Genomic DNA, 25647 nt, shown 5'->3' with positions numbered 1-25647 from the left:
CCCCGTTGCCGCGGCCTGGGCCAGTCGCCGGCAAGGGCTGGATTTATATCGTAGAATACCAATATGCGAATCGGCGATAGCCGATATCCGCATCGGAGAAACCCGAAACATGACCGAACTCGACATCGACGCGATCCACAAGGCGCTCGCCAACCCCGTGCGGCGCCAGATCCTGGCCTGGCTGAAGGAGCCGGAAACGCACTTCGCCCAGCAACTGCACCCGGTATCCATGGGCGTGTGTGCCGGCATGATCGACCACAAGTGCGGCCTGTCGCAGTCGACCGTGTCCGGCCACCTGGCGATCCTGCAAAAGGCCGGGCTGGTGACGGTGACGCGCCTGGGGCAGTGGAATATGTTCAAGCGCAACGAAGAGGTCATCCAGGGTTTCCTCGACCATATCAACCTCGGCCTGTAACGGTCCCGCGCAGCGCGCGGCCGGCACAGCCCCTTGAACCAGGAAGAGAAAATGACGACACTGTTCGACCCCATCACCATCGGCGACCTGACCCTGAAGAACCGCGTCATCATGGCGCCGCTGACGCGCGCCCGCGCGATCGGGCCCGGCCGGGTGCCCAATGCCCTGATGGCCGAGTACTATGCGCAGCGTGCCGGCGCCGGCCTGATCCTGTCCGAGGCAACGTCCGTCACGCCGCAGGGCGTGGGCTACGAGAATACGCCAGGCATCTGGTCCGACGAGCAGGTGGCAGGCTGGAAGCTCGTCACCGAGGCCGTGCACGCCAAGGGCGGCAGGATTTTCCTGCAACTGTGGCACGTGGGCCGTATCTCCGACCCCAGCCTGCTGAACGGCGAGTCGCCCGTCGCGCCCAGCGCCATCCCGGCCAAGGGCCATGTCAGCCTGCTGCGTCCGCAGCGTCCGTACCCGGTACCGCGTGCGTTGACGACGGAAGAAGTGGCCGGTGTCGTGGCCGCCTACCGCCTGGGCGCGGAAAACGCCAGGAAGGCCGGCTTTGACGGCGTCGAGATCCACGGCGCCAACGGCTACCTGCTCGACCAGTTCCTGCAGGACAGCACCAACCAGCGCACCGACCAGTACGGCGGCCCCGTCGAGAACCGCGCCCGCCTGATGCTGGAAGTGACGGACGCCGCCATCGAGGTGTGGGGCGCCGATCGTGTCGGCATGCACCTGGCGCCACGCCGCGATGCGCACGACATGGGCGACTCCGACCCGAGGGCCACGTTCACGTACGTCGCCCGCGAGCTGGGCAAGCGCAAGATTGCCTTCATCTGCGCCCGCGAAGCCGTCGGCCCGGACAGCCTGGGCCCGTTGCTGAAGCAGGAGTTCGGCGGCGTCTACATCGCCAACGAGCAGTTCAGCCTGGAAAGCGCGCAGCGCGCGCTGAACGAGGGCACGGCCGACGCCATCGCCTGGGGCAAGGACTTCATCGCCAACCCGGACCTGCCGGAGCGCCTGCGCCAGGGTGCCCCGCTCAATCCGCAGCGGCCGGAGCTGTTCTACGCGCCGTCCGCCGAGGGTTATACCGACTATCCAGCGCTGGCTTGATCCGTGGGGGCTGTCCCCGGCGGGGACTGACCCTAATGCCGCTAAGTTAAGAGAAAAGTAGCTGGGTTAGGGTCCGTCCCCGCAGGGGACTGACCCTGGTTTTAATCGCAGAACCATGCGACTTGCGCGATAAAAACCGGGGTCAGTCCCAAAAAACGGGACAGACCCCAAGCGAGCGTCTGTTCTCTGCGCGCCAAAATTCCTTAACTTAGACATCATGTATTGGACCTGCCGACCTCAAACAACGCGGGTTAAGCTTTAGGTTCCGAAGAACCATGGGCGCAGAGCCGAAATTGAGGAGGCAGGTCATGGAACAGTTTATCAAGAATGTCGGACTCGATACCCACAAGGCGACGATCGCCGTTTCGGTTGCCGATTCAGAAGGCGAGCTGCGTTACATGGGTGAAATCCCGAACACATCCGAGGCGATTGCTAAGCTGGTAAAGCAGCTCGGCAAGGATGGCGCGAAACTGGTGTTCTGTTACGAAGCTGGCCCTTGTGGCTATGGGATTTTCCGCCAGCTTAGGGGACTGGGTCTGGAGTGCTTGGTGGTGGCACCGTCGCTGATTCCGAAGAAAGCTGGTGACCGCGTCAAGACCGATCGCCGTGACAGCATGATGTTGGCTCGCCTGCTTCGTGCCGGTGAACTCACTCCAGTGTGGGTACCCGATGATGCGCAGGAGGGATTACGCGACTTGACACGGGCACGCGAGGATATGAAGGCGCTGCAGTTGAAGGCTAAGCAGCGGTTATCCGCTTTCCTGTTGCGTCATGGGAAAAGCTACGATGGCAAGAGCAACTGGACGCAGGCGCATTTCCGCTGGCTGGAGCAAATGAAGTTTGCGAGTCGGACGCAGCAAATCGTCTTCCAGGAATACGTCGATACGGTCAAGGCGCTGACTAAGCGCGTTGACGGACTAGATCAGCAACTGGAAGCAGAAGCCACGGCATCGGCACTCTGGCCAATGATCGAAGCGTTGATGGCGCTACGGGGTGTCAATCTGCTCACCGCCGCCACCGTGATGGCGGAAATCGGCGACCTGCATCGCTTTGCCACCGCACCGCAATTTATGGCCTATTTGGGACTGGTGCCGAGCGAGCACTCAAGTGGGGCAAGCAAATCGCGAGGCAGCATCACCAAGACCGGGAACGGGCACGTACGTAAGGTGCTCATCGAGTCGGCATGGACCTACCGGTACCCAGCCCGTAAGACAGCTCACTTGCAGCGCCGTGCCGAGAAGACGTCAGACGAGGTCCAGGAGATCGCCTGGAACGCCCAAAAGCGGCTCTGTGCGCGCTATCGCGCGATGGGCGAGAGGGGCAAACTCAAAGTACAGGCATGCACGGCGGTGGCGCGCGAGCTGGCAGGCTTCATCTGGGCCATTGGCCAAGTGACGCCGCGCGTCAGGCCAACGACGTAACGGAGCCGATCGTGAACGTACAGCGTGGTGGTAGCAGAATGGGCAACGGTGGGAGAACCCTCGGTGCCGCTATGAGGCAGCCAGCAATGAACTGATCCTCCAACTTAGAGCGAGGCAGCTCCCCGACGAATCGGTTGTCATGCGGTACCCAACCCGCGCATATCAGACTGATCAACCGTCGGAATGCCGCCCGTTCTGCTACCAGCACGCTGTGCTAAAAGGATTTTTTACGAAAAGCGTTGACAGGTCCAATACATATCAGCGGCATTAGGGACAGACCCCGAACTTTGTTGGTTGTCAGGAATGACACTTCAGGGTCAGTCCCCTTTGGGGCGGTCCGGCGACCCGGCAGACCCTCGGCACCGGGTTGCCGCGCTCAGCGCGGCACGGTGTAGTTGACCGGAATGAACTCGTATCCCTTGCCGCTGCCGCGCAGGTGACCCAGGCCCGGGAACGGCAGGTGCGCCGCGCCGATCAGCGCGCCCTCTTTCGCCGCATGCGCGAACGCCGCCTTGCGCGCGGCCAGCGCGGCCTTGCTGTCGCTGTCGAAGCCGATCGTCACCGATGGATCATCGAACTGGATGAATTTCGCATGCATCAGGTCGCCGATCAGGACCAGCTTCTGGCCGCGGCTTTCCACCACATAAGTGGTGTGACCCGGCGTGTGGCCGTAGCTGGACGTGGCGCGCACGCCCGGCACCAGCTCCGTGTTGCCGTTGAACGGCTGCAGGCGGTTGGCATTCGCATATGGCCCCAGCGCGCCCTGTGCGCCCTGGAAATAGCCCTTCTTGTCGGCCGGTGCCGATTCCATCTGGGTCTTGCTGAGCCAGTAGTCCGTGTCATGCTTGTCGGCACGTACCACGGCGTTCGGGAACGCCGGCTTGTCGCCCGTGTTCAGGCCGCCGATATGGTCGGGGTGCAGATGGGTGATGTAGATCTCGTCGATCTGCTCCGGCTGGTAGCCGGCGGCCTTGATGCTGTTGACCAGTTTGCCCAAGGTGGGGCCGAACAGGTTGCCGGCACCCGCATCGATCAGCACCAGCTTGCTGCCTGTATTGACGAGGAAGGCGTTGACGGACGTCTCTACCGGGGCCGTCAGGTAGTGATGGCTCAGCGCCTGGTCGATCTTCGGTTTCGGTGCCTGCAGCAGTTTGTCCATCGGCAGGTCGACCGTGCCGTCGTTGACGACGGTTACCTCGAAGTCCCCCACCATCGTGCGGTAGAAACCGGGCGCCTGGGTTTTCACCATCGGCGCGGCGGCGGATGCGATCGCGCTGGACAGTGCCAGCGCCGCCAGCAGGGCTGCCTGGGCGGGTACGATTTGTCTGGACATCGTATTGTTCCTTTTATCTTGAGATGTACGGAACGCTACGTTAACGCAAAAACGCCGTTTGCGCTTGCCTCCGCCGGGGGATGCACGCGCCCCGGCTGGCGCGGCTTCCGCCTTGTCGCGCCCCGGTTTTTGTTGCTCAGCCCGCATCATCGGGCTGGCGGGCCGGCGCGCGCGAGCGTTGCGAACAGGCCGCACAGCGCGCAGGAATGCTATTCTCAACCGGCAACAATGCTTGCCGCGCCCTGCCGACCCGGATAGAATTTCGTCCGCGGTTTTCACAAGGTGGAACGACCGGACGGCAGCCGCGCCACCAACAGGAACTCCGTATGACCAATCACAGGCTGGCGGTCGCCGAACTGCCCACGATCAAGCAGCGCATGGCCTTGCGCGTCCTTCACTTCTTCGGCTGGAAGTTCATGTACCGGCCATTGCCGGGGCCGCGCGGCATCCTGGTCACCTACCAGCACACGTCGAACTGGGACTTCTTCATCGGCCTGTTCGCCAAATGGGCCGTCGACCTGCCGTTCCGCTGGCTGGCCAAGGATTCGCTGTTCCGCATACCCTTGCTGGGCAAGTGGTTCGTCAGCCTGGGTGGCCAGCCGGTCGACCGCAGCGCACCGAACGGCATGATCCGGGCCCAGGCCGAGCGCATGAACGCGGCCCCGTGGTATTGGGTCGCCATCACGCCGGAGGGCACGCGCAGCTACAGGCCCAACTGGAAAAGCGGCTTTTACCATCTGGCCATCGAGGCCAAGGTGCCGTTGTGCCTGGTCGCGCTGGATTATCCCAACAAGACGCTGCACATGACCGACCACCTGTGGCTGACCGGCGACCAGGAACGCGACATGGCCGCCATCGCCGCGGCTTACGCCGGACGACAGGGCAAGCATCCGCACAACGCCGCCCCCATCGTGCTGGCCGAGCGGCGCGAGAAGCCGCGCGACTGAACCGGCCTACGCGGCCAACAGGACGCAACCCGCTGCCGCCACGGCGCCGCCCAGCATGCGTGCCTGCGGCCAGCAGGACAGCCGGCGCCCCGTCATCAGCAAGCCAGCGCTGGCCAGCAGGAACCCGGCGCTGGCGCTCGCCTGCCGCAGCTCCAGGCCATGGGCATTGCCGTGCCATAGCGCAAACCCGGCCACGATGGCGCCTGCCGCCAGGCCCGGCAGCCGTACCGCCGCCGCGGCCAGCGCGCCGGCCACCAGGACCGACAACGCGATGCCGCCCTCCAGGGCGGGCAGGCGCAGGCCGGCCTGGCCGATGGCGGCGCCGGCAGCCAGCGCCGCCAGCGCCAGCGGCAGCAGCCGCGGCGACTGCCGCGCGCTCCAGATGCCGATCGCCAGCAGTGCCAGCAAGTGGTCCAGGCCCGTCAGCGGATGCAGCAGCCCTGCGGCGAAACCCGCGCTGTGCGCGTGGCCGGGATGGGCCAGTACCGGCAACGGCAGGCACAGGACCAGCGGCAACAACCGGAGCGCCCTCATGATCGCGCTTCCAGCAAGCCCTGCGTGCGGATGAAATCGATGACCTGCGCCACGCCCTCGCCGCTGCGCAGATTGGTGAAGACGAACGGCCGCGCGCCGCGCTGCTGGCGGGCGTCGCGCGCCATCACGTCCAGGTCCGCGCCCACGTGCGGCGCCAGGTCGGTCTTGTTGATGATCAGGAGGTCCGAGCGCGTGATGCCGGGCCCGCCCTTGCGCGGGATCTTCTCGCCGCCGGCCACGTCGATCACGTACAGCGTCAGGTCGGACAGCTCGGGACTGAAGGTGGCGGCCAGGTTGTCGCCGCCCGATTCGACCAGGATCAGGTCGAGGTCCGGGAAGTCGGCCTGCATGCGCGCGATCGCTTCCAGGTTGATCGAGGCGTCCTCGCGGATGGCCGTGTGCGGGCAGCCGCCCGTCTCCACGCCCATCAGCCGCTCGGCCGGCAGCGCGTTGGCGCGCAGCAGGATCTCCATGTCCTCGCGGGTATAGATGTCGTTGGTGATGACGGCCATGTCGTAGCGCTCGCGCATGCCCTTGCACAGCATTTCGCACAGCGCCGTCTTGCCGGAGCCGACGGGACCGCCGATGCCGACGCGCAGCGGGTTGGAAGATGGTTGCATGATGGTTCCCTCAGGATCGATAAAGTCGGCTGTACTGCACTTCGTGACGCATCGACAGCAGGGCCAGGCCAGGCGCCCAGTTCGACAGCGCATGGTCGGCCAGCGACTGCGCGCACAGCGCCGCCGCCTCCAGGTCGGGCCGCAACGACAGCAGCAGCTTTTGCCCCGCCACCTGGCCCAGCGGCACCGACTTGACGCATACCAGCACCTGGTTCTCGGCCCAGGCGAACAGCAGCGCCAGCAGGGCTTCCTCGTGCGGGATGCCCAGCGCGGCGACGGCGCAGGCATATGCCGCCGGCAGCGGCACCTCGGCATGCGCGTGCAGCATGGCCAGCGCGCCCTCGTCGGCGATGCCCAGTTCGGCGATCAGGCGCGCCAGCGAAAAGCCCATCTGCACGGTCTCGGCGCGCAGTTCGGCCGTATCGCGCGAAGCCAGGAACTGCTCCGACAGCTCCGCCACCGCCAGCGCGTCGCGCCGGGTGAACGACGCCATCAGGCGCCAGCACAGCGGCGCCTCCCACAGCGCGACCACCTCGTGCAGCTGGCGCGCGATCCAGCGGCGCGCGCTGTCCGCATCCGTCACCAAGCCCTGCTCCAGCGCCGCCTCCAGGCCTTGCGAATAGCTGTAGGCGCCGATCGGCAGCGAGGGACTGGCCAGCTGCAGCAGGTGCAGCAGTTGCGCCGCGCCTATCATGCCGGGTCGCCGGGCCGGTGGATGCGCTGGCGCAGCGGCACCGGCGCCAGGGGACCATGACCATGGTCGTGATGGTGATGGCCGCCGCCGTAGGCGCCCGACTCCGGCTCGAATGGCGCCAGCTGCTCGATGACCGTCGCGCCCAGGCCCGCCAGCATGTCGCGCAGCACGGCGTCGGCGCGGATGCGCAGAAAGCCCTCGCCCACCTGGGCCTGGGTATGCCGGTTGCCCAGGTGGAAGGCGCAGCGCAGCAGCGCGTGCGCATCGGCGCAGGTGACCTTGTAGGTGGCCTCGGGCGCCGCCTCGACGCGAACGATGCGAACACCCGGCCCATCGTCGCCCTTGAGCAGGTCGCCGCCGCGCAGCACGGTGCCGCGCACGGTGAAGATGGCGACCTCCTCGCCCGAATCGAGCCGCGCGCGCAGCCGGCACTTCTCGCGCAGCTCGTAGGGCAGCACCAGGCGCCCGTCGACGGGGGCGCGCGGGTCGATGACGTTCGTCTCCGGTATTTTGGTATGCAGTGTCAGCATGGGTCCTCGCTCTAGAACAGGAAATAGCGCTGCGCCAGCGGCAGCACGGTGGCGGGTTCGCACGTCAGGAGACGGCCATCCGCGCGCACCTCGTAGGTTTCCGGGTCCACTTCCATCACGGGCGTGGCGCCGTTGTGGATCATGTGGTGCTTGCGCAGGTGGCGCATGCCGCGCACCGGGATCAGCGTCTTGGACAACTTGAGCGCATCGCCGATGCCGGCGTCGAAGGCGGCCTGGGAGACGAAGGTGAACGATTTCTTCAGGCCGCCGCCGAAGGCGCCGAACATGGGCCGGTAGTGCACCGGCTGCGGCGTGGGGATCGACGCGTTCGGGTCGCCCATCTGCGCCGCCGCGATCATGCCGCCCTTCAGGATCATGGACGGCTTGACGCCGAAGAAGGCCGGCTTCCACAGCACGATGTCGGCGATCTTGCCTACCTCCAGCGAGCCCACCGCATGGGCGATGCCGTGCGTGATGGCGGGGTTGATCGTGTACTTGGCGATGTAGCGCTTGACGCGGAAGTTGTCGTTGCGGGCGCTGTCCCCTTCCAGCGCGCCGCGCTGCACCTTCATCTTGTGCGCCGTCTGCCACGTGCGCAGGATGGTTTCGCCGACGCGGCCCATGGCCTGCGAGTCGGACGACATCATCGAGATCGCGCCCAGGTCGTGCAGGATGTCCTCGGCGGCGATGGTCTCGCGGCGGATGCGCGACTCGGCGAACGCCACGTCCTCGATGATCGCCGGATCGAGGTGGTGGCAGACCATCAGCATGTCCAGGTGTTCGTCCAGCGTGTTGACCGTATAGGGCCGGGTCGGATTGGTCGACGACGGCAGCACGTTGGCCTGGCCGACGGCGGCGATGATGTCCGGCGCGTGGCCGCCGCCGGCGCCCTCGGTGTGGAAGGTGTGGATGGTGCGATCCTTGAACGCCGCCAGCGTGTCCTGCAGGAAGCCGCCTTCGTTCAACGTGTCGCTGTGCAGCGCGACCTGGATGTCGAAGCGGTCGGCGACGGCCAGGCAGTTGTCGATCGCGGCCGGGGTGCTGCCCCAGTCCTCGTGCAATTTGAGGCCGATGGCGCCGGCGCGGATCTGCTCCTCCAGCGGCAGCGGCAGGCTGACGTTGCCCTTGCCGAGAAAGCCCAGGTTCATCGGGAACGCGTCGGCCGCCTGCAGCATCGCGTGCAGGTGCCACGGACCCGGCGTGCAGGTGGTGGCGGCCGTGCCGGTGGCGGGCCCGGTGCCGCCGCCCAGCATCGTCGTCACGCCGCTCATCAAGGCTTCCTCGATCTGCTGCGGGCAGATGAAGTGGATGTGGCTGTCGATCCCGCCGGCGGTGACGATCATGCCCTCGCCCGCGATGATCTCGGTAGCGCCGCCGATGGCCATCGTCACACCGGGCTGGATGTCCGGGTTGCCGGCCTTGCCGATGGCGGCGATCAGCCCGTCCTTGATGCCGATGTCGGCCTTGACGATGCCCCAATGGTCGACGATGACGGCATTGGTGATGACGGTGTCCATCACGTCGGCATGGGCGCGCTGCGACTGGCCCATGCCGTCGCGGATCACCTTGCCGCCGCCGAACTTGACCTCTTCGCCATAGATGGCGTGATCGCGTTCGATCTTGATGAACAGCTCGGTGTCGGCCAGGCGGATCCGGTCGCCCGTGGTGGGGCCGAACATCTCGGCATAGGCGCGGCGCGGGATCGTCGCCATCAGCCCTGCCCGCCGTCGGTCTTGAGCTTGCCCATCACCTTGCCGGAAAAGCCGTACACCTCGCGGTCGCCCTCCAGGTCGACCAGTTCGACGGTGCGCTGCTGGCCCGGCTCGAACCGCACGGCGGTGCCGGCGGCGATGTTCAGGCGCCGGCCGTAGGCCTTCCAGCGCTCGAACGACAGCGCGTTGTTCACTTCGAAGAAGTGGAAGTGCGAGCCAACCTGGATCGGCCGGTCGCCCTGGTTGGCGACGACCACCGTTACTGTCGCGCGGCCTTCGTTGAGCGGCAGGTCGCCCTGCTCCAGTTGATATTCGCCGGGGATCATGGCGCACCTCATACGATCGGGTTGTGGACGGTCACCAGCTTGCTGCCGTCCGGGAAAGTGGCTTCGACCTGGATGTCCGGGATCATTTCCGGCACGCCTTCCATCACCTGTTCGCGCGTCAGGATGGTCGTCCCGTACGACATCAGGTCGGCCACGCTGCGCCCGTCGCGCGCGCCTTCCAGCAGTGCGGCCGTGATCAAGGCGATGGCTTCGGGATGGTTCAGCTTCAGGCCGCGCGCCAGCCGGCGTTCGGCCAGCAGGCCGGCAGTGAAGATCAGCAGCTTGTCTTTTTCGCGGGGTGTCAGGTCCATGGCTGTCCTCTCAGGTGCGCCAGCTGCGCGGTTCGCAGGCCACGCGGCCCAGCAAGGCGGGGCGCAGCAGCCGCCACGCGGCCAGCATGATGTCGCGGGCGGTCTCGCTGTCGTCGCCCAGCCAGCGCACGACGAAAACCTCCTTCATGCGGGTGGCGCCGAAATGCGCGCCATCGTCCAGCGCGCGCACGGCGGCCAGCACGTCGGCGCCCAGCGGCGTGCCGCACGCGACCAGGGTCGCGCAGACGCCGCGGCCGGCCAGGCCGAGCGGGCTGTGCTGGCGCACCGGCGTCAGCACGCCCTGCTCCCACCACAGCAGCCGGCCGCCGCGCCGGATCGAGGTGCGCTGGGCGATGCGCCCGCTGGTGAAGGTTTCGCCGGCGGCGCGCCGGCCCAGGCAGAAGATCTCGCAGCCCAGGTAGGCTGCATCCGCCGCCAACGTCACGTGATGGTCGAGGGCGATATCGACATCGTCATGGAAGATGGTTTCCTGCGGCAGCCATTCGAGCATGGCGCCGGCGCCGGCCTGCAGCGCCACCTGCTGGCGCGAGACGTGGCCGTTGGCGCGGTACCACTTGGCCGCGCCGGGCGTGGTCAGGAAGGCGTGCGCGCCGTCGCCCGCGTGCACGTCGATGGCCAGGCAGTCGCCACCCACCACGCCGCCGGGCGGATGCACGACGATCGCATGGCACACGGCCGGTTCTTCGGGATACAGGGGTTTCTGCACGCGCAGCGGACCGCGGTGCTCGCGCTGGGCCAGGCGCGTGACGGCGCCGTCGCGGCGAAAGCCCAGCTTGAGGCTGGCCTGCCACGCGCCGGGGCCGGCGTGCGGGGAGAAATCGGTAAGGCTGGCGTGGCAGTCGGGCATACGAGCAGGATCGGGGATGACCTGCTCATCTACGCAAGTTACGTGCCAATGGCGGAACGCACTTTACGGCCGGCCTGCGCACCTTTTCGGTGCGACGAAGGGGAGCCTGGACCGGCTTGGTGCGTCAGCCCGCCAAACTGATCGGTTCGCTCTCATCCATCGTATAGCGCACATTGCGCAAGCCGTTCACGCGCATCAGCTCGCGCACCGTCAGGCCGCTGGGGTCGGCGCTCTGGCGGTTGTCGCGGCGCTCGTGGCGCAGCACTTCGCCGACGATTTCGACGTCGCGCAGGCGGTAAGGCGGGTTGACGACCAGTGGCTGGTCGAGGTCGTTGTACCAGATCTGATAGAGAGGCATGTAGTGCTCCAGAAAAACAGTACATTATCATAACGTACAGCAAGCGATGCACACATGCCCCGGCCGCGCTATTCGTCCGCCAAGGTCGCCGCCAGCAGGAAGTCCTGCCCGCACGGCTGGCCGCCGCACAGGGCAGGTTTGTAGCGCTCCAGCAGCAACAGCCGGGCGACGTAGTCGCCCAGGTATTCGCTCGGCGCGGCGAGGATGCGCACGGTGAGCGGCTGGCCCGCCTGGTCGACGCTGACGGCGGCCTTGATGGGGCCGGGACGGATGTCGCTTTTCTCCAGCCGCGCCAATGCCCGGAACATCGGACTCAAGCCGTTGACGGGAAACGGCGGCTCGTCGTTGGCGTCCATGCGCTCGTAACCCGCGCGCAGCACGCTCTTCTGGGCGTCGGACAGGTCGGCGTAGCGCTTGTCGAAGGGAATCTGGGCGAACGCGACGTTGCGACGGATGTGGCTGCCCGTGCGGGGCTGGTCACGGAACGCGTAGGTGGCGTCCTCGGCGGCTGCGCTGCCGGCCAGCGCGAGCGCGGCGGCGATGATGGCGATGCGGTGCATGCTGGGCTCCTTTCGGGTGGTGGAATGCCACCCGAGCGTAGGCGAAGTTGCCGCCCAGCACGTTGCCGCAGATCAGTAAGGGCCCTTCCCTCCCTCGGCGATGAAGCGCTCGATCCGCGCCGCCAGCACCGGCAGCGGCACCGAGCCCAGCTCCAGCACGGTATCGTGGAAGGCGCGGATGTCGAACTTCGTACCCAGCGCGGCCTCGGCGCGCCGACGCGCATCGATGATCGCCATCTCGCCCAGGTAGTACGACAGCGCCTGGCCCGGCCAGGAAATGTAGCGGTCCACCTCGGTCTCGACTTCGTGGCTGGACAAGGCCGTGTTCTCCATCAGGTAGCGCTGGGCCTGCTCGCGGGTCCAGCCCTTGGCATGGATGCCCGTGTCGACCACCAGGCGCGAGGCGCGCCAGGCCTGGTAGCTGAGCATGCCGAACACTTCATAGGGCGTCTCGTAGATGCCCATCTCCGTGCCGAGGCGCTCCGAGTACAGCGCCCAGCCCTCGCCATAGGCCGAGATGTAGGCATTGCGGAACGCCGGCCGGCCCTGCTGCTCCAGCGCCAGCGGCATCTGGAACGCGTGGCCCGGCGCCGATTCGTGCAGGGTCAGTGCCGGCAGGCTGTAGAGCGGGCGAGCCGGCAGGTTGTACGTGTTGACGAGGTAGACGCCGGGGCCGCCGCGGCCGGACGTATAGTACGGCGCCTGCTCCGGCGGCACCGGAATGACGGCGAAGCGGCTGCGCGGCAGCCGCCCGAAGTACTGCTCGGCCTTGCCGTCGAACTTCTTGGCGATCCAGGCCGCGCGCATCAACAGCTCTTCCGGCGTCCTGGCGTAGAAGCGCGGGTCGGTGCGCAGGAAATGCAGGAACGCGGGCAGGTCGCCGTCGAACTTCACCTCCTTCATCACCTGCGCCATCTCGGCGCGGATCTTCGCCATCTCGGCCAGGCCGATCTGGTGGATCGCGTCCGCCGTCAGGTTCGTCGTGGTGTACTCGACGATCTTCGATTGATAGTAGGCCTTGCCGTCCGGCAGGCGCTCGGCCGCCAGGTTGTCGGTAGCGCGCGGCACGTATTGCTCGCGCATGAATTTGAGCAGGCGCGCGTGCGCCGGGATCACCTGGGTGCGGATCGCCGCCAGCGCCGCCTCGCGCAGGCTGGCCTGCTCCGCCGCCGGGATGGTCGCCGCCATCGTCTTGAACGGCTGGTAGAACGGCGTGTCCTCCGGCTTGGCCTCGACCACGGCGACGAGCGACTGGTCGCGGCCCTGCAGCGTGACTTTCGGCGGGGTGAAGCCGCGCGCCAGGCCGGCGCGCATGTTCGCCATCTCGTCGTCGAAGTAGCGCGGCACGTCGTTCAGCTGCGCCACGTAGGCGCGATACTCCGCCAGCGTGCGGAACGGCTTGCGCGCCTCGTAGGTCAGGTTCGACCAGAACGACGAATCGGCGTTCAGCGGCTTCTCGTATTCGCGGAAGCGCTGGTTGTCCAGCAGCGCGGCGATCTGGGTGCGGTAGACGGCATAGTTGATGCGCTCGGGCGCCGACAACTTCTTCTCGTCGATGGCATCGAGCCGGCGCAAGGTGCCCTCCCAGTAGCGCTGGCGCGCCAGCTGCGTGGCCGGGTCGATCTTCGGCAAGGTGGCGCGGATGCCGTTGGTATCGTCCTCGGCATCCTCCAGCCGCTGCGACAGGCGCCACTGCCATTCCTGCGTGTAGACCGCGCGGAACTGGTCGTCGGTGGGATTCGCCTTCGGGGCAGCCTGGGCTTGGGCGGCCAACAGGCCGGCGGCAAGGATGGCCGCGCTGAGTCGTTTCATTCTGGGTCCTGGTTGGGGTTGAGGAAGTCGCTGGCCATTGCCGTGGACAGGAAGATGCGGCCGTTCAGGCGCTCCGGCAGGCTGCTGGCGCGCAGGCGGTCCATCACGGGACCCTTCACTTCAGCCAGGTGCAAGCCAATGCCGCGCGCGCGCAGGCTGTCGTTCAGTTCCTGCAGCGCGAACAGCGCCGTCGTGTCGATCGAGCTGACCGCCAGCATGGCCAGCACCAGGTGGCGCGCGGCCGGGTGGGCGCGCAGCTCGTCCTCGATGCGTTCGCCCACCGCATCGACGTTACCGAAGAACAGGTTGGCGTCGATGCGCAGGATCAGCACCGTGGCGCAGGTGGTGGCCGCATAGCGGTCGACGTTGCGGAAGTGCTCGGTGCCGGCGATGCGCCCCAGCACGGCGATGTGCGGCCGGCTGGCGCGCCAGATCAGGGTGCCCATCGACAGCACGACGCCGACGATGACGCCGGCCTCCACGCCCAGCGCCAGCACGCCGACGCAGGTGACCAGCCAGGCCAGCGCATCGCCACGGTCGTAGCGCCAGGCGGTGCGCAAGGTGTCCAGTTGCAGCATGCCCAGCACCGCGACGATGATTGTGGCGGCCAGTGTCGGCAGCGGCAGCAGCGCCAGCCATCCGGTCGGCAGCACCAGCGCGGCGGCCAGCAGCACGGCGGAGATCACGCTGGCCAGCGGCGTGTTGGCGCCGGCGGCGAAATTGACGGCGGAGCGCGACAGGCTGCCGGTAACCGGGAAACCGCCCGACGCCATGCTGGCGATATTGGCCGCTCCCAGGCCCACGAGTTCCTGGTTGCTGACCAGCTTCTCGCCGCGCTTTTGCGCCAGGGTCTGTGCGGCCGACATGCTGATCAGGAAAACGATGAAACCGATCAAGAGGCCCGGTTGCAGCAGCGCGCGCCAGTGGGCGCTGGAAGTGGCCAGGTTCAGTTGCGGCAGCCCGGCCGGCACGGGACCGGTGACGGCCACGCCCAGCGCCGGCAGGTCCAGCGCGGCGACCAGGCCGATCGACGCCAGCACCACGGCCATCGGCGCCAGCTTGGCCGCCACGTCGGCGGCCGCTTTCGGCATGCCGCAGTGCGCCAGCAGCGGCGCCAGGTAGGAACGGGCCAGCACGAGCAGCGCCAAGGAACCCAAGCCCAGCGCGGCGCTGGGGAGGTGAAAGTGCGGCGGCGCCGCGCCCAGCAGCGGCTTGACCTGGCCCCAGGCGATGACGAGCGATGAGCCGACGGTAAACCCGCTCATTACGGGGCGCGAGAAGAAGCTGGCCAGAAAGCCCAGCCGCAGCAGGCCGCACAGCAGCAGCACCGCACCGGCCACCAGCGCCAGTTGCGCGGCCAGCACGCCATGCAGCGCGGTGCCGGCCGGCGCCAGCGGGCCGATGGCGGCGGCCGTCATCAGCGAGACGATCGCCATCGGCCCCACCGACTGCGTCATGCTGCTGCCGAACAGCGCATAGACCAGTGGCGGCAGGATGCTGGCGTACAGGCCGGCCACGGGCGGCAGGCCCGCCACCAGCGCATACGCCATCCCCTGCGGGATCATCATCATCGCCACCACGATGCCGGCGCCGATGTCCCCCGGCAGCGCGGCACGGCGGTAGCGCCTCAGCCAAAGCAGCATTACGAATTCCGTTGCTCGATCAAAGGCTGAAGCCTACCACGGCTGAGGTGCTCGAGTCAGGCCCCGCGGATTGCTATGGCGCGGCCTCCTCCACTGCTTCCGGCGCGAGGCCCTCGTCCGCGTCGTCCAGCTCGCGCGGCAGCGCGCCTTGCTTGGCCGTGACTTCCCAGGCGCCCAGGTCCGGTGCCCGCCCGGCGTACGGCAGGCCCACGTCGATGCCGGCGTCGACCAGCGCGCTGCCGCCAGCCAGGTGGAAGTGCGGCAGCGCCGGCAGGCTGCCGTCGGCCTGGCGCGGCGCATCCCAGCCGCTGGTCGAGACGCTCTCGAAGTCGGCGGCGACGGGCGCGCTGCGCAGCTCCCAACTGTTGTGCGACGTGTCGGCGCCGGCCGTGTTGGCCGCCGCCGTGCCGCCGTAGGCCACGTTGTTGCGCGCCACGCCCAGGTTGACGGCGCTGCCGTCCGGCGCGATGCCCAAGAGGTTGTAGCCGATGCCGTTGCTGGCCGCCGTGTTGTTGAAGAACTGGCTGGCGACCGGATGGTGGTTGGCATAGAAGCCGTTGGCCTTGTTGCGCAGCGCGACCGAGTTGCGCACGACGTGCACGGGCGCGCCGGCGACCCACTTGCCGGAAAAGCCGCCGATCTTGAAGCCGTTGCCGTTGCCGGCCGCGATCGGCGTCGTGGTGCCGGGCAGGTAGCCGTGCAGCCAGGCCCAGGAGCGCTCGATCAGCACGGGCGAGTAGGCGTTGATCAGGTCGAAGCCGTCGTCCGTGTTGGCCCAGGCGCGGCAGCCGCGGAACACGTTGCCCGGCTGATTGGCCTTGACGTGGGCGCCGAAGCCGTCCGCGTTCTGGCCCGCGCCGGACTTGCTGTACGGGTCGTAGTTGTGGTGCGAGTCCACGTTCAGGACCAGATTGTAGCTGCCGTCCGCCAGGAACAGGCCGGGACCCATGTGGTGGTGCGTGTCGAGCGCCTCGAACACATTGCGGCTGCCTTTGATCCAGATGCCCCACGACTCGTTGTTCTGCAGGTTGCCCGGCTGTTGCGGCGCGCCCTTGATCTCCAGCCCCTTCAGGTGCAGCCAGCTGGCGTTGACGTTGAACGCCTTGACCCGGCAGTTGTCCTTCATCGCCGCGAAATCGAACACCGGCTTCTCGCCCGGATAGGCCCAGTAGCGGATGCGCTTGCCGTCGGTACCGCTCTTGTTCAGTGTGATGGCGTTGACGACGTCGGTGGTGCTGGCGCAGGCGTTCAGCCCCGCCGTGTACTTGTACGTGCCGCCGCGGAAGTAGATGGTGTCACCCGCCACGGCGGCTTCCTGCGCCCGCGCGAACGTCCGCCATGGCGCGGCCTTGCTGCCGGCCGCGCCATCGTTGCCGGCCGGCGCCACGTAGTAGGTCGCCGCCGCCGCGTGGGCCGACCAGGCCAAGGCGGCGGCCAGGGTTCCGATCACTGCCTTCCGCTGTCTGTTTTTCTTCATGCGCTCTCCCGATGGATGGATCGGAGCGGCCACGCGGCCGCCCCGTGAAGCCGAGCCATCTTAGCGTCGCACCAGCGGGTTTGCTGCTCTATTTTTTGATTACTATATGCGCTTGCCGGCCCGATACCGGGAGCGGTATCGGTGCCGTTCGAATGGTTATCGCAGCGCGGTCAATCGGCCAGTTCGACCCGGTTGCGCCCGCCCCGCTTGGCGCGCCGCAGCGCCGTGTCGACCCGGTCGATGACGGTGGTCGCGCCCTCGTCCGGCGCCACCTGCGCCACGCCCAGGCTGATCGTCACCGTCTCGCAGCCTGGCAGCGCCGTGCCGGCAATCGTGGCGCGCAGCTTTTCGGCCAGCTTGCGCGCGTCCGCCGCCGCGGTATGCGTGGCGATGACGAGGAACTCCTCGCCGCGCATGCGCGCCAGCGTGTCGGAGACGCGCAGGCGGCCCTGGATCGTCGCCGCCACCGCGCGCAGCGCCTGGTCGCCGATCGGATAGCCGTACACGTCGTTTACGGAGCGGAAGTTGTCGATGTCGAAGGCGATGACGGCCAGCGGGATGCCGTAGCGCCGCGCGCGCCGGATCTCGCTCTCGAGCAGCGCTTCCCCGGCGCGGCGGTTGATCGCGCCCGTCAGCGGATCGCGCGTGGCCATCTGCGTCAGGCGCCCCGCCAGGGCATCGTTCTGCTGTTTCAGCTCGCCCATCGCCAGGCCGAAGCCGATGTACTGCGCCAGGCTGGCGAAGCAGGCGAACTGCTCGCGCGTAAACTGCAGCGAACGGTCGAACATCAGGCTGACCGCCCCCAGCAGCGGCCCGCCCGGCTCGCCGCGCAGCGGCAGCGCCAGCACCATCTGCACGTCGCGCCGATGCAGCGCCAGCGCCAGTTCCGGGTCGCCCATCTTTTCCGGCGCATCCAGCAAGACCAGTTCGCCCGCGCTGGCGGCCAGCAGCGGCGGGAAGGTGTCCCGCAGTGGCGATGCCAGCAGCTTGTCCTGCCGCCCGAGCAGGCGCACCAGGTCCAGGTGGTTGCGGCTCTCTTGCGCCAGCAGGCACAGGTCGCCGCCCGGATGCTGCCGCAGCAGCGCCGTGTGGCGCACGCCGGGAAAGCTGCACAGCGCGGCGCACAGCTGGGCCGCCAGGCGCTCGCCGTCCTCGCCGTGGGCCATGGCGCGCTGCACGCTGCGCTGGATCGTCAGCAGTTCGCGCAGCTCGCGTTCCTTGTCCAGCAGCTGCTGCTGGGCGTTGGCCTGCATATCGCCCGCCGGTCGCAGCAGGCTGTCGACGGCGCTGCGCAGCTCGGCGCCGGCGACCGGGCTGATGCGATAGTGCAGCGCCCCGTGCGCCATCAGCTCCGGCAGCCAGGCCGTGTGCCCGTATGGGCACAGCACCAGCACGGGCGCGCCGTTGCGGGTACGGAGCAACATGGACAGGCCCGTCAGCAGCGCGGCGTCGCCTACCAGGCAGCCAGCCAGGTCGATGACGAGCAGGTCGACGTGACCGCGCGTCATGCGCTCGATCGCCGCGCCTGCGTTGACGGCCGCATGCAGGCGACCGAAAGTTTCGCCACACGCGGCACGAAACTGCTCGTACCGCTTGGCATCCGGATGCACGAACAGGCCTGTGCGGCCAAGACCGGATTCCGACATTCTCAAAAGCTCCCGTGTTTGTTCTAGTTATCAGATCCCGACAGTTTGCCAGACTGTTCAATAATAACAATATTATTTACCTAAATACACTATATTTTTCCTGGTGGTCAGATTGTGTGCGTGGCATCTGTGCGAGAGCGCACGGTGTCGGCGGCGGCGATTGTCAATACTGGTCGCTCGTCTTTCCAATGTCTACCAACGGGAGCACAAGCAATGTCGAATTCGCAGAACAGTAACAATGTGGGCAACCTGCAGCGCGAGATCCAGCAGCAGCAGGACCAGCGCGACCAGCAGAAGCAGGGCGATACCGGGGGCGGCCAGCAGGAGCCGCAAGGCGTGCAGACGGGCACGCATGACTTCCCGGACGGCGACATGCCCAGCCAACACCTGGCCAAGCCCGGCATCGAGGCGGACATGGAACTGAAGCCGCAGTTCATGGCGCCCGGCTACAAGGGCAGCGGCAAGCTGGAAGGCATGAGCGCCATCGTCACCGGCGGCGACTCGGGCATCGGCCGCGCCGTGGCCGTGCTGTATGCACGCGAAGGCGCGGACGTGGCACTGGTCTACCTGACCGACGAGCAGGAGGACGCCGTCGAGACCAAGCGCTGCATCGAGGCCGAAGGCCGCCGCTGCATCCTGATCCCGGGCGACGTGCGCGAACCGCAGTTCTGCAAGCACGCCGTCGAGGAAACGCTGCAGGCCTTCGGCAAGATCGACATCCTGGTCAACAATGCCGCGTTCCAGGAGCACGCCGATTCGCTCGAGGACCTGACCGAGGAGCGCTTCGACCTGACGATGAAGACCAATATCTACGGCTACTTCCACATGGCGAAAGCCGTGCTGCCGCATCTGAAGCAAGGCGCGTCGATCATCAACACGGGCTCCGTGACGGGCCTGCAGGGCTCGTCCAAGCTGCTGGACTATTCGTCCACCAAGGGCGCGATCCATGCGTTCACGATGTCGCTGGCCTCGAACCTGCTGGAGAAAGGCATTCGCGTCAATGCCGTCGCGCCGGGCCCGGTGTGGACGCCGCTGAACCCGGCCGACCAGACGCCGGACAAGATCGCCAAGTTCGGCCAGAGCACGGACATGAAGCGCCCCGCCCAGCCGGAAGAGCTGTCGCCGGCCTACGTTTTCCTGGCCGCGCCCAGCTGCGCCAGCTACATCACCGGCATCATCCTGCCCATCACGGGCAGCGTGGGCTGAACCACGGGCGGCGCGGCCGCCCTTTTACATGCAAGGAGACCATCATGGCACGCGCGCTGTGGAAAGGCGCCATCAGCTTCGGCCTGGTGCACATACCGGTCGAGCTGCACTCGGCCGTCAAGAGCAATGAGCTCGACCTGACGATGCTGGACAAGCGCGACTTCTCCCCCATCGGCTACAAGCGCTACAACAAGACGACGGAAAAGGAAGTCGCGTGGGACAACATCATCAAGGGCTATGAATACCAGCCCGGCGAATACGTGGTGCTGTCCGACGAGGACCTGCGCCAGGCCAACGTCAAGGCCACCCAGACCATCGACATCCTGGCCTTCGTCGATGCCGAGGACGTGCCGCTGACGTACTACGAAACGCCCTACTACCTGGCGCCCGGCCGCGGCGGCGCCAAGGTGTACGCGCTGCTGCGCGAGACCTTGCGCCGCGCCGGCAAGATCGGCATCGCCACGGTGGTGATCCGCACCAAGCAGCACCTGTGCGCGCTGGTGGCCGCCGAGGACGGCATCATCATGAATACCCTGCGCTACGCCGAAGAGATCCGCGACACCGAGGGCCTGGACCTGCCGGACAAGGGCACCAAGGCTACCGGCATCAAGGAAAAGGAACTGGAGATGGCGCTGTCGCTGGTGGAAGGCATGAGCGAGGACTGGGCGCCGGAGCAGTACCACGACACGTACAAGGATGACGTGCTCGCCCTGGTCGAGAAAAAGATCAAGGCCAAGCAGACCAAGACCATCACGATGCCGTCGAAAGATGGCGAGGCCGCACCGTCGACCAACGTCATCGACCTGGTGGCGCTGTTGAAGCAGTCGCTGGGCGCCAAGCCCGGCAAGGGCAAGGCCGCGGCGGCCGACGAGGACGAGGAAGAGGACGAGGTCGAAGCCGACGAGGACACGGACGACGACGAACCGCCGCCCAAGGCGCGGCGGCCGGCACCGCGCGGTTCGGCCAGCGTGAATGCGCGCAGCACAAGCCGGACGGGCACGGCCAGCAAGAGCACGGTCGCCGCCAAGGCCAAGGCAAAGGCCAGCCCGGCCAAGGCGGAGGCTTCGAAGTCGGTGGCGAAGAAGGCGGTGGCGAAGCCGGCGGCGAAGAAGACGGCGGCCAAGTCTGCGACCACCTCGACGCGGCGCCGCGCTGCTTGAGGTGGCAGGGTCTGTCCCTTCGGGACTGACCCTGAAGTTTGCCTGCACGCCGAGAAACTTCGGGGTCAGTCCCCGTTGGGGACAGACCCCGACATCATGCGCCGGTGTAGCCCAGCTGCTTCATCGCCTTGGTAATGCTGACGGCACTCTTGGCGTAGTCGGCCCAAGGCGTATTGCCCTCGTCCAGCCGGCCGTGCACCGTAGCGACCGTCCAGTGATCCCCACCGCGCAGGTGTGCCAGCTCGTCCCAAGCCACCGGCACCGAGATGCCCAGGCCGGCGCGCGTGCGGGCCGACCACGCGCTGACCGTGGTGGCGCCGCGGCCATTGCGCAGGTAGTCGATGAAGATCTTGCCGACCCGGTTCTTCGGCCCGCTCTTGAACGCGAAGCGGTCCGGCAAGGTCGTCGCCATGTGCTCGACGATCGCCTTGGTGAAGCCCTTGACGGTATCCCAGTCGTGCTGCGGCTTGACCGGCACCACCACGTGCAGGCCCTTGCCGCCGCTGGTCTTCAGGAATGCCGGCAGGCCCAGCTCGGCCAGGAAGGCGCGCATCAGCTGCGCCGCCTCCTGGATCTGCGGCCACGTCACGCCCTGGCCCGGATCCAGGTCGAAGATCATCCGGTTGGGCTTTTCGTAGTTCTTGCCGAACGCGTTCTGCGTATGGAACTCGACCACGTTCCACTGCGCCGCCGACAGCAGGCCCTGCATCGTCGCCACTTCCAGCATCGACGGGTGATCCGGGTCGAGCTCCTGCGGGAACTGCTTCACGCCGGGCAGCTTGCCGACCTCCGAATGCTTCTGGAAGAACAGCTCGCCGCCGACGCCGGCTGGCGCCCGCACCAGCGCCACCGGGCGGCCCTTCAGGTGCTCCAGCATCAGTTCCGCCACCAGCGCGTAGTAGCGCACCAGGCCGATCTTGGTGGTGCCGCTGGCCGGGTCGATCAGGCGGTCCGGGTTCGTCACCTTCAGCGATGCGGGCAGCTTGCTGTCCGCGTCCAACCCCGCAGGCGCGCGCGCTGGCGCGCTCTTTGCCGCTGCCTTGGGCTTCGTCGTCTTTGCCGCACTTTGTGTCTGCATGGTTCCCTCCACCAGCGTTTCCATATGGGCCGCCTGCTCGCGGGTGACGCTGCTTGCCTTCTTGTCGGCGCGCAGTCCCTGGAAGACGGAATGCCGGATCGAGCCGCTGCTCGTCCATTCGCCGAACGTCACCTCGGCCACCAGGTTCGGTTTGACCCAGTGCGCGCGCTTCTCGATCGCTTTCGACGGCGCGAACGGATTGCTGTCGCTGGCCAGTTTCTTCAGCTTGGCCGTGATCTCGCGCAGGGTCGTCTCGTTGAAGCCGGCGCCCACGTTGCCGGCGTAGTGCAGCTTGCCGTCCTCGCCGTAGTAACCCAGCAGCAGCGAGCCGATGCCCACGCGCGAGCCTTTCGGGTCGGTATAGCCGCCGATGACGAATTCCTGCCGCTGTGCGCATTTCAGCTTGATCCAGTCGGGCGAGCGGCGCGATACATAGGCCGAGTCGCGCCGCTTGCCGATGATGCCCTCGAGGCCCATCTGGCAGGCCGCCGCCACCATCTCGGCCGGCGGGGCCTCCAGCTCGGCCGAGTAGCGCACCATGTCGTTGCCGGCGCGCTCCATCACGGTCTTGAGCAATTCGCGCCGCTGCGCCAGTGGCACCTCGCGCAGGTCGTAGCCATCCAGATAGGGCGCGTCGAACACGAAGTAGACGATGTTGCTGGTCCTGGTGCCGTCGAAGGCCTGCTGCAGCAGCCCGAAGTTGGGCCGGCCGCTCTGGTCGTGCACGACGATCTCGCCGTCGTACCAGCCCTTGGGCAGCTTCATCTTCTCGATGGCGGCGCGCAGCGGTTCGAGCTTGTGGGTCCAGTCGTTGCCGTTGCGGGTGATCAGGCGCACGTCCTTGCCGTCCACCCGTGCCAGCAGGCGGTAGCCGTCGAACTTGATCTCGAACAGCCAGTCCTGCGGGTCCGAAGGCGGCGCGTCCACCAGGGTGGCCAGCTCCGGCGCGAACGTCTCCGGCAAGGCGCAGCGCACGCCTGGCGCCACCGGCGCGGCCTTGGGCTTGCCCGTGCCCTTGGCCGCGGCCTTCTTGCGCGCCGGCGCCGCATGCGCGCGCGCCGTTTCCTCGGCCGTCGCGGCCTGCGGCGTCAACGGCTCGTCGGTCGGCATGCCCAGCGCCTTGACGCTGTCGGGCATCTCGTCGATGACGGAGAACTCGTCGGCGGAACGCACGTACTCGTCCTTTTCCTTGATCAGCAGCCAGGGCTCCTGTTTCTCGCCCGAGCGCTTCATCCGTACCAGCACCCACTTGCCGCGCAGCTTGTGGCCGCGCAGCTCGAACTTCAGGTTGCCGTCGCGGTAGCCCTGGCGTGGGTCGCCCAGCGGATGCCAGGTGCCCTTGTCCCAGATGATGACCTTGCCAGCGCCGTACTGCTTCTCCGGGATCGTGCCCTCGAAGTCGTTGTACGAGATCGGATGGTCCTCAACGTGCACGGCCATGCGCTTGTCGTGCGTGTCGTAGCTCGGCCCTTTCGGCACGGCCCAGCTCTTCATGGTGCCGTCCAGCTCCAGGCGGAAGTCGTAGTGCAGCCGCGTCGCCCAGTGCTTCTGGATGACGAACGTCAGCGCGTCCTTGCCCTCCTCGCCGCCCTCGGCCGGTTCCGGCGTGATGGCGAAGTTGCGCTTGGCCTTGTAGGTCTTCAGGGAGTCTTTCATGCGACCACTGTAGGCCGCGCGGTGGCGCGCATCGGTTCGTCAACTAACAGAAGAGTCCCGAAGCGCCGGATTCGTAACACGACGTTGGTATTTGTAACACTTGTAAGACCCGTCAACTGGGCCGAAACTGGCCGCGTTTCTGGTTCAGTGACGTCCGGAATATCGGCCGGATGCACCAGGTAATTCGCAAGCTCAACCTCACTTAAAGGAACACACCATGAAGAAGATTATCGCTACCCTGATCGCCGGTCTGTTCGCTGGTGCCGCATTCGCCCAAACCGCGGCCACCCCTGCCACCGCCGCCACGCCAGCCACCCCGGCAGCGCACACGGCCCACGGCGACACCAAGGTCGCCAAGCAGGAAGCCAAGGAAACCAAGGCTGCGGCCAAGGCCGAGGCGAAGGAAGCCAAGGAAGTAGCCCAGGCCGACGCGAAGGTCGCGAAGGAAACCGCCGAGGCGAAGAAGGACGTCGCCGAAGCCAAGGCGGATGCGAAGGAGAAGAAAGCCAAGGCGCACAGCAAGGCCGCGCACAAGAAAGCCGAAGCCAAGGAAGACAAGCAGGAAAGCGTCGCCGCGCAAACCAAATAACAACGCCACTCTCAGGGCTACAACCAAGAAAAACGGTAGTACCTCCCTCCCTTGCCCGAGCCTCCTGGCTCGGGCTTTTTTGCTGGCGGCGGACTTATTTGGACTCGTCGGCCAACTGCTGCGCCAGTCGTGCCCTGCCCTTTTCCGCATACTTGCGGCAGCCCTGCGGATCGATGAAGGCCGCGTTGCCCTGCTTGGCCGCCTTCTCCTTGCGTTCCCACAGCCCGCTGAACTCGGGGTGGGCGGAGATCAGCACGTCGCATGGCAGGCTGGCAATCCTGGCGATCGAGCGTTCGATGTCCGCTTTGGCCTGCGGATAACGCTGGTCGCCGCCGTAGCGGAAGCCTTTCGCACCATACGCATTCAGGCTGTCGGCGTACACCATATTGACCGTGCGGCCGTTCTCGCTGGCCTGCCAGGTCCAGCTCAGGCCACCCTGCGTATGGCCCGGCGTGTAATGCGCGGTCAGTGCCAGCGGCCCGAGCTTGATCACGTCACCGTCCTGGATCACGCGGGTATTGGCCACCGGCGTCATGTCCGGCAGGCCGCCGAACTGCGGGTCGCCCGGATTGGGCTTGCCGCTGGCCAGCACGGGCACGCTTTTCGCGCTGCCGATGACGGTGGCGCCGGTCAGCTTCTGCAGCGCGGCGATGCCGCCGGCGTGGTCGAAGTGCTCGTGCGAGGTCAAGATGTATTTGATGTCCTCCACCTTGAAGCCCAGCTGGCGCACGTGCGCGGCGATGGCGTCGGGCGACTTCGGCGTGGCGCCGTCCAGCAGGATATGCCCTTGCGGCGACGTCACCAGCAGCGCGCTGATGCCGTGCGGGCCGACGTAATAGACGTTGCCGTAGATCGGGAACGGGTCTTGCGGCTCGTCCCAGTCGCCGGCAAAGGCGGGGGCGACCAGCGTGGCGATAGCAAACGACAGCAGTGCTTTTTTCATTGTTATGGAGTCTCGGTGGAAGTGATAAGAATGCCGGCGTGCTGCTGCGAGTTGCGGTCGCCCCGGCGGTAACTGCGAAAACGAAAAGCGCCATCGGCGTCGCGTGCGCAGCAAGTGCAGCCGCCCACGTGGTCGATCACCTGGATGCCGGCCGCGGCCAGCTGTTGCGTGACGACCGCGCGCAGGTCGAGGTGGCGGTAAGCCGGTATCGCGGCGGCACCGAAGCGTGCGGCAAAAGTGTCGGCCAGCTCCGCGCTGACTTCATAGCAGGCGGCGCAGATCGTCGGGCCGACGGCCGCCGTCCAATCCGCGCCCGCCTCCAGCTGCGCCAGCACCTGCGGCACGATGCCGTCGGCCAGGCCGCGCCAGCCGGCGTGGATGGCGGCCACGCGGCGGCCGTCGCGCCTGGCCAGCAGCAACGGCACGCAGTCGGCCGTGATCACGCTGACGGGCACGCCGGGCAGCGCGGTGTGGAACGCGTCGGCGTCGCCCACCGGCTGGCGCGGCTGCACGATGGCGACGCCGCGCGTGCCGTGCACCTGGCGCTTGTCCGGGCGCTGGTCCCACGCCGGCTGCAAGGCGGCCGGCACCAGTTGCGCGGCCGTGCCGAAGCCGTGGTCGATGCCGGGAATCTCGTTCAGTAAATCGCTGGTGATCAAGCCATTCTCCTTTGCTGCCGGGATGATAGCGAAAGTTGCACG

25 protein-coding genes are annotated in these 25647 nt (G+C 67.0%); 7 read left to right on the top strand and 18 right to left on the bottom strand.

The window, feature by feature from the left end; all coding sequences use genetic code 11:
• Nucleotides 1-109: 109 nt before the first annotated feature.
• The 3 genes from E7V67_010730 (at nt 110) to E7V67_010720 (ending at nt 2943) form a co-directional block, all read left to right on the top strand.
• Nucleotides 110-415, top strand: a complete 306-nt coding sequence (locus E7V67_010730) for a helix-turn-helix transcriptional regulator (GenBank protein WUR15546.1) — start codon at nt 110-112, stop codon at nt 413-415.
• A 51-nt stretch (nt 416-466) separates the two neighbouring features.
• Nucleotides 467-1522 carry an alkene reductase gene (locus E7V67_010725; protein ID WUR15545.1) on the top strand — a complete coding sequence of 352 codons (1056 nt, stop codon included), beginning with the start codon at nt 467-469 and terminating at the stop codon, nt 1520-1522.
• A gap of 308 nt (nt 1523-1830) precedes the next feature.
• Nucleotides 1831-2943, top strand: coding sequence for an IS110 family transposase (locus E7V67_010720; protein WUR15544.1), 1113 nt, complete (start codon nt 1831-1833; stop codon nt 2941-2943).
• A 376-nt stretch (nt 2944-3319) separates the two neighbouring features.
• Here the strand turns inward: E7V67_010720 and E7V67_010715 are convergent, their stop codons facing one another.
• Entirely contained in the window at nt 3320-4276 is a 957-nt protein-coding gene (locus E7V67_010715) for an MBL fold metallo-hydrolase (GenBank protein ID WUR15543.1), read from the bottom strand.
• 326 nt (nt 4277-4602) lie between these two features.
• On the opposite strand from E7V67_010715, the gene E7V67_010710 reads away from it, so the two are divergent.
• Nucleotides 4603-5223 carry a 1-acyl-sn-glycerol-3-phosphate acyltransferase gene (locus tag E7V67_010710; GenBank protein WUR15542.1) on the top strand — a complete coding sequence of 207 codons (621 nt, stop codon included), beginning with the start codon at nt 4603-4605 and terminating at the stop codon, nt 5221-5223.
• 6 nt (nt 5224-5229) lie between these two features.
• On the opposite strand, the gene E7V67_010705 is transcribed toward E7V67_010710, so the two are convergent.
• The 14 genes from E7V67_010705 to E7V67_010640 form a co-directional block, all read right to left on the bottom strand.
• A complete protein-coding gene (locus E7V67_010705) occupies nt 5230-5757 on the bottom strand; it encodes a HupE/UreJ family protein (GenBank protein ID WUR15541.1) in 528 nt (175 codons plus the stop codon).
• Nucleotides 5754-6377, bottom strand: coding sequence for an urease accessory protein UreG (ureG, locus tag E7V67_010700; GenBank protein WUR15540.1), 624 nt, complete (start codon nt 6375-6377; stop codon nt 5754-5756). Before ureG ends, E7V67_010705 begins: the two co-directional genes overlap by 4 nt.
• Nucleotides 6378-6387: 10 nt before the next feature.
• Nucleotides 6388-7068 (bottom strand): urease accessory UreF family protein, encoded by a 681-nt coding sequence (locus E7V67_010695; protein ID WUR16260.1) that lies wholly within the window; start codon nt 7066-7068, stop codon nt 6388-6390.
• Nucleotides 7068-7601: an urease accessory protein UreE gene (gene ureE, locus E7V67_010690; protein WUR15539.1), complete on the bottom strand. Its 534-nt coding sequence runs from the start codon at nt 7599-7601 to the stop codon at nt 7068-7070. Before ureE ends, E7V67_010695 begins: the two co-directional genes overlap by 1 nt.
• Nucleotides 7602-7612: 11 nt before the next feature.
• A complete protein-coding gene (gene ureC / locus E7V67_010685) occupies nt 7613-9313 on the bottom strand; it encodes an urease subunit alpha (protein ID WUR15538.1) in 1701 nt (566 codons plus the stop codon).
• Entirely contained in the window at nt 9313-9639 is a 327-nt protein-coding gene (locus tag E7V67_010680) for an urease subunit beta (protein WUR15537.1), read from the bottom strand. The genes ureC and E7V67_010680 overlap by 1 nt, the downstream gene beginning before the upstream one ends.
• Nucleotides 9640-9647: 8 nt before the next feature.
• Nucleotides 9648-9950: an urease subunit gamma gene (locus tag E7V67_010675; GenBank protein WUR15536.1), complete on the bottom strand. Its 303-nt coding sequence runs from the start codon at nt 9948-9950 to the stop codon at nt 9648-9650.
• Between the two features lie 10 nt (nt 9951-9960).
• Entirely contained in the window at nt 9961-10818 is an 858-nt protein-coding gene (locus E7V67_010670; GenBank protein WUR15535.1) for an urease accessory protein UreD, read from the bottom strand.
• A 124-nt stretch (nt 10819-10942) separates the two neighbouring features.
• A complete protein-coding gene (locus E7V67_010665) occupies nt 10943-11176 on the bottom strand; it encodes a hypothetical protein (GenBank protein ID WUR15534.1) in 234 nt (77 codons plus the stop codon).
• 68 nt (nt 11177-11244) lie between these two features.
• Entirely contained in the window at nt 11245-11736 is a 492-nt protein-coding gene (locus tag E7V67_010660) for a hypothetical protein (protein WUR15533.1), read from the bottom strand.
• A gap of 72 nt (nt 11737-11808) precedes the next feature.
• Nucleotides 11809-13548, bottom strand: coding sequence for a DUF885 family protein (locus tag E7V67_010655; protein WUR15532.1), 1740 nt, complete (start codon nt 13546-13548; stop codon nt 11809-11811).
• Nucleotides 13545-15191 carry a sulfate permease gene (gene sulP, locus E7V67_010650; protein ID WUR15531.1) on the bottom strand — a complete coding sequence of 549 codons (1647 nt, stop codon included), beginning with the start codon at nt 15189-15191 and terminating at the stop codon, nt 13545-13547. The genes E7V67_010655 and sulP overlap by 4 nt, the downstream gene beginning before the upstream one ends.
• Nucleotides 15192-15264: 73 nt before the next feature.
• A complete protein-coding gene (locus tag E7V67_010645; GenBank protein WUR15530.1) occupies nt 15265-16668 on the bottom strand; it encodes a right-handed parallel beta-helix repeat-containing protein in 1404 nt (467 codons plus the stop codon).
• A gap of 170 nt (nt 16669-16838) precedes the next feature.
• A complete protein-coding gene (locus E7V67_010640) occupies nt 16839-18314 on the bottom strand; it encodes a diguanylate cyclase (protein WUR15529.1) in 1476 nt (491 codons plus the stop codon).
• 213 nt (nt 18315-18527) lie between these two features.
• On the opposite strand from E7V67_010640, the gene E7V67_010635 reads away from it, so the two are divergent.
• On the top strand, nt 18528-19520 hold the full coding sequence (locus E7V67_010635) for an SDR family oxidoreductase (protein ID WUR15528.1): 993 nt from the start codon (nt 18528-18530) through the stop codon (nt 19518-19520).
• A 44-nt stretch (nt 19521-19564) separates the two neighbouring features.
• Nucleotides 19565-20680, top strand: coding sequence for a Ku protein (locus tag E7V67_010630; protein ID WUR15527.1), 1116 nt, complete (start codon nt 19565-19567; stop codon nt 20678-20680).
• Nucleotides 20681-20774: 94 nt separating this feature from the next.
• On the opposite strand, the gene ligD is transcribed toward E7V67_010630, so the two are convergent.
• A complete protein-coding gene (ligD, locus tag E7V67_010625; GenBank protein WUR15526.1) occupies nt 20775-23414 on the bottom strand; it encodes a DNA ligase D in 2640 nt (879 codons plus the stop codon).
• 217 nt (nt 23415-23631) lie between these two features.
• On the opposite strand from ligD, the gene E7V67_010620 reads away from it, so the two are divergent.
• A complete protein-coding gene (locus E7V67_010620; GenBank protein WUR15525.1) occupies nt 23632-24003 on the top strand; it encodes a hypothetical protein in 372 nt (123 codons plus the stop codon).
• Between the two features lie 94 nt (nt 24004-24097).
• On the opposite strand, the gene bla is transcribed toward E7V67_010620, so the two are convergent.
• Together bla and E7V67_010610 are read right to left on the bottom strand one after the other, a co-directional pair.
• Nucleotides 24098-24946, bottom strand: coding sequence for a subclass B3 metallo-beta-lactamase (gene bla / locus E7V67_010615; protein ID WUR15524.1), 849 nt, complete (start codon nt 24944-24946; stop codon nt 24098-24100).
• A 2-nt stretch (nt 24947-24948) separates the two neighbouring features.
• A complete protein-coding gene (locus tag E7V67_010610) occupies nt 24949-25605 on the bottom strand; it encodes a polyphenol oxidase family protein (GenBank protein WUR15523.1) in 657 nt (218 codons plus the stop codon).
• Nucleotides 25606-25647: the final 42 nt, after the last annotated feature.

Source organism: [Empedobacter] haloabium (assembly GCA_008011715.2).
GTDB lineage: Bacteria > Pseudomonadota > Gammaproteobacteria > Burkholderiales > Burkholderiaceae_D > Rugamonas > Rugamonas haloabia.
This window is presented reverse-complemented; position numbering and strand designations above follow the sequence as displayed.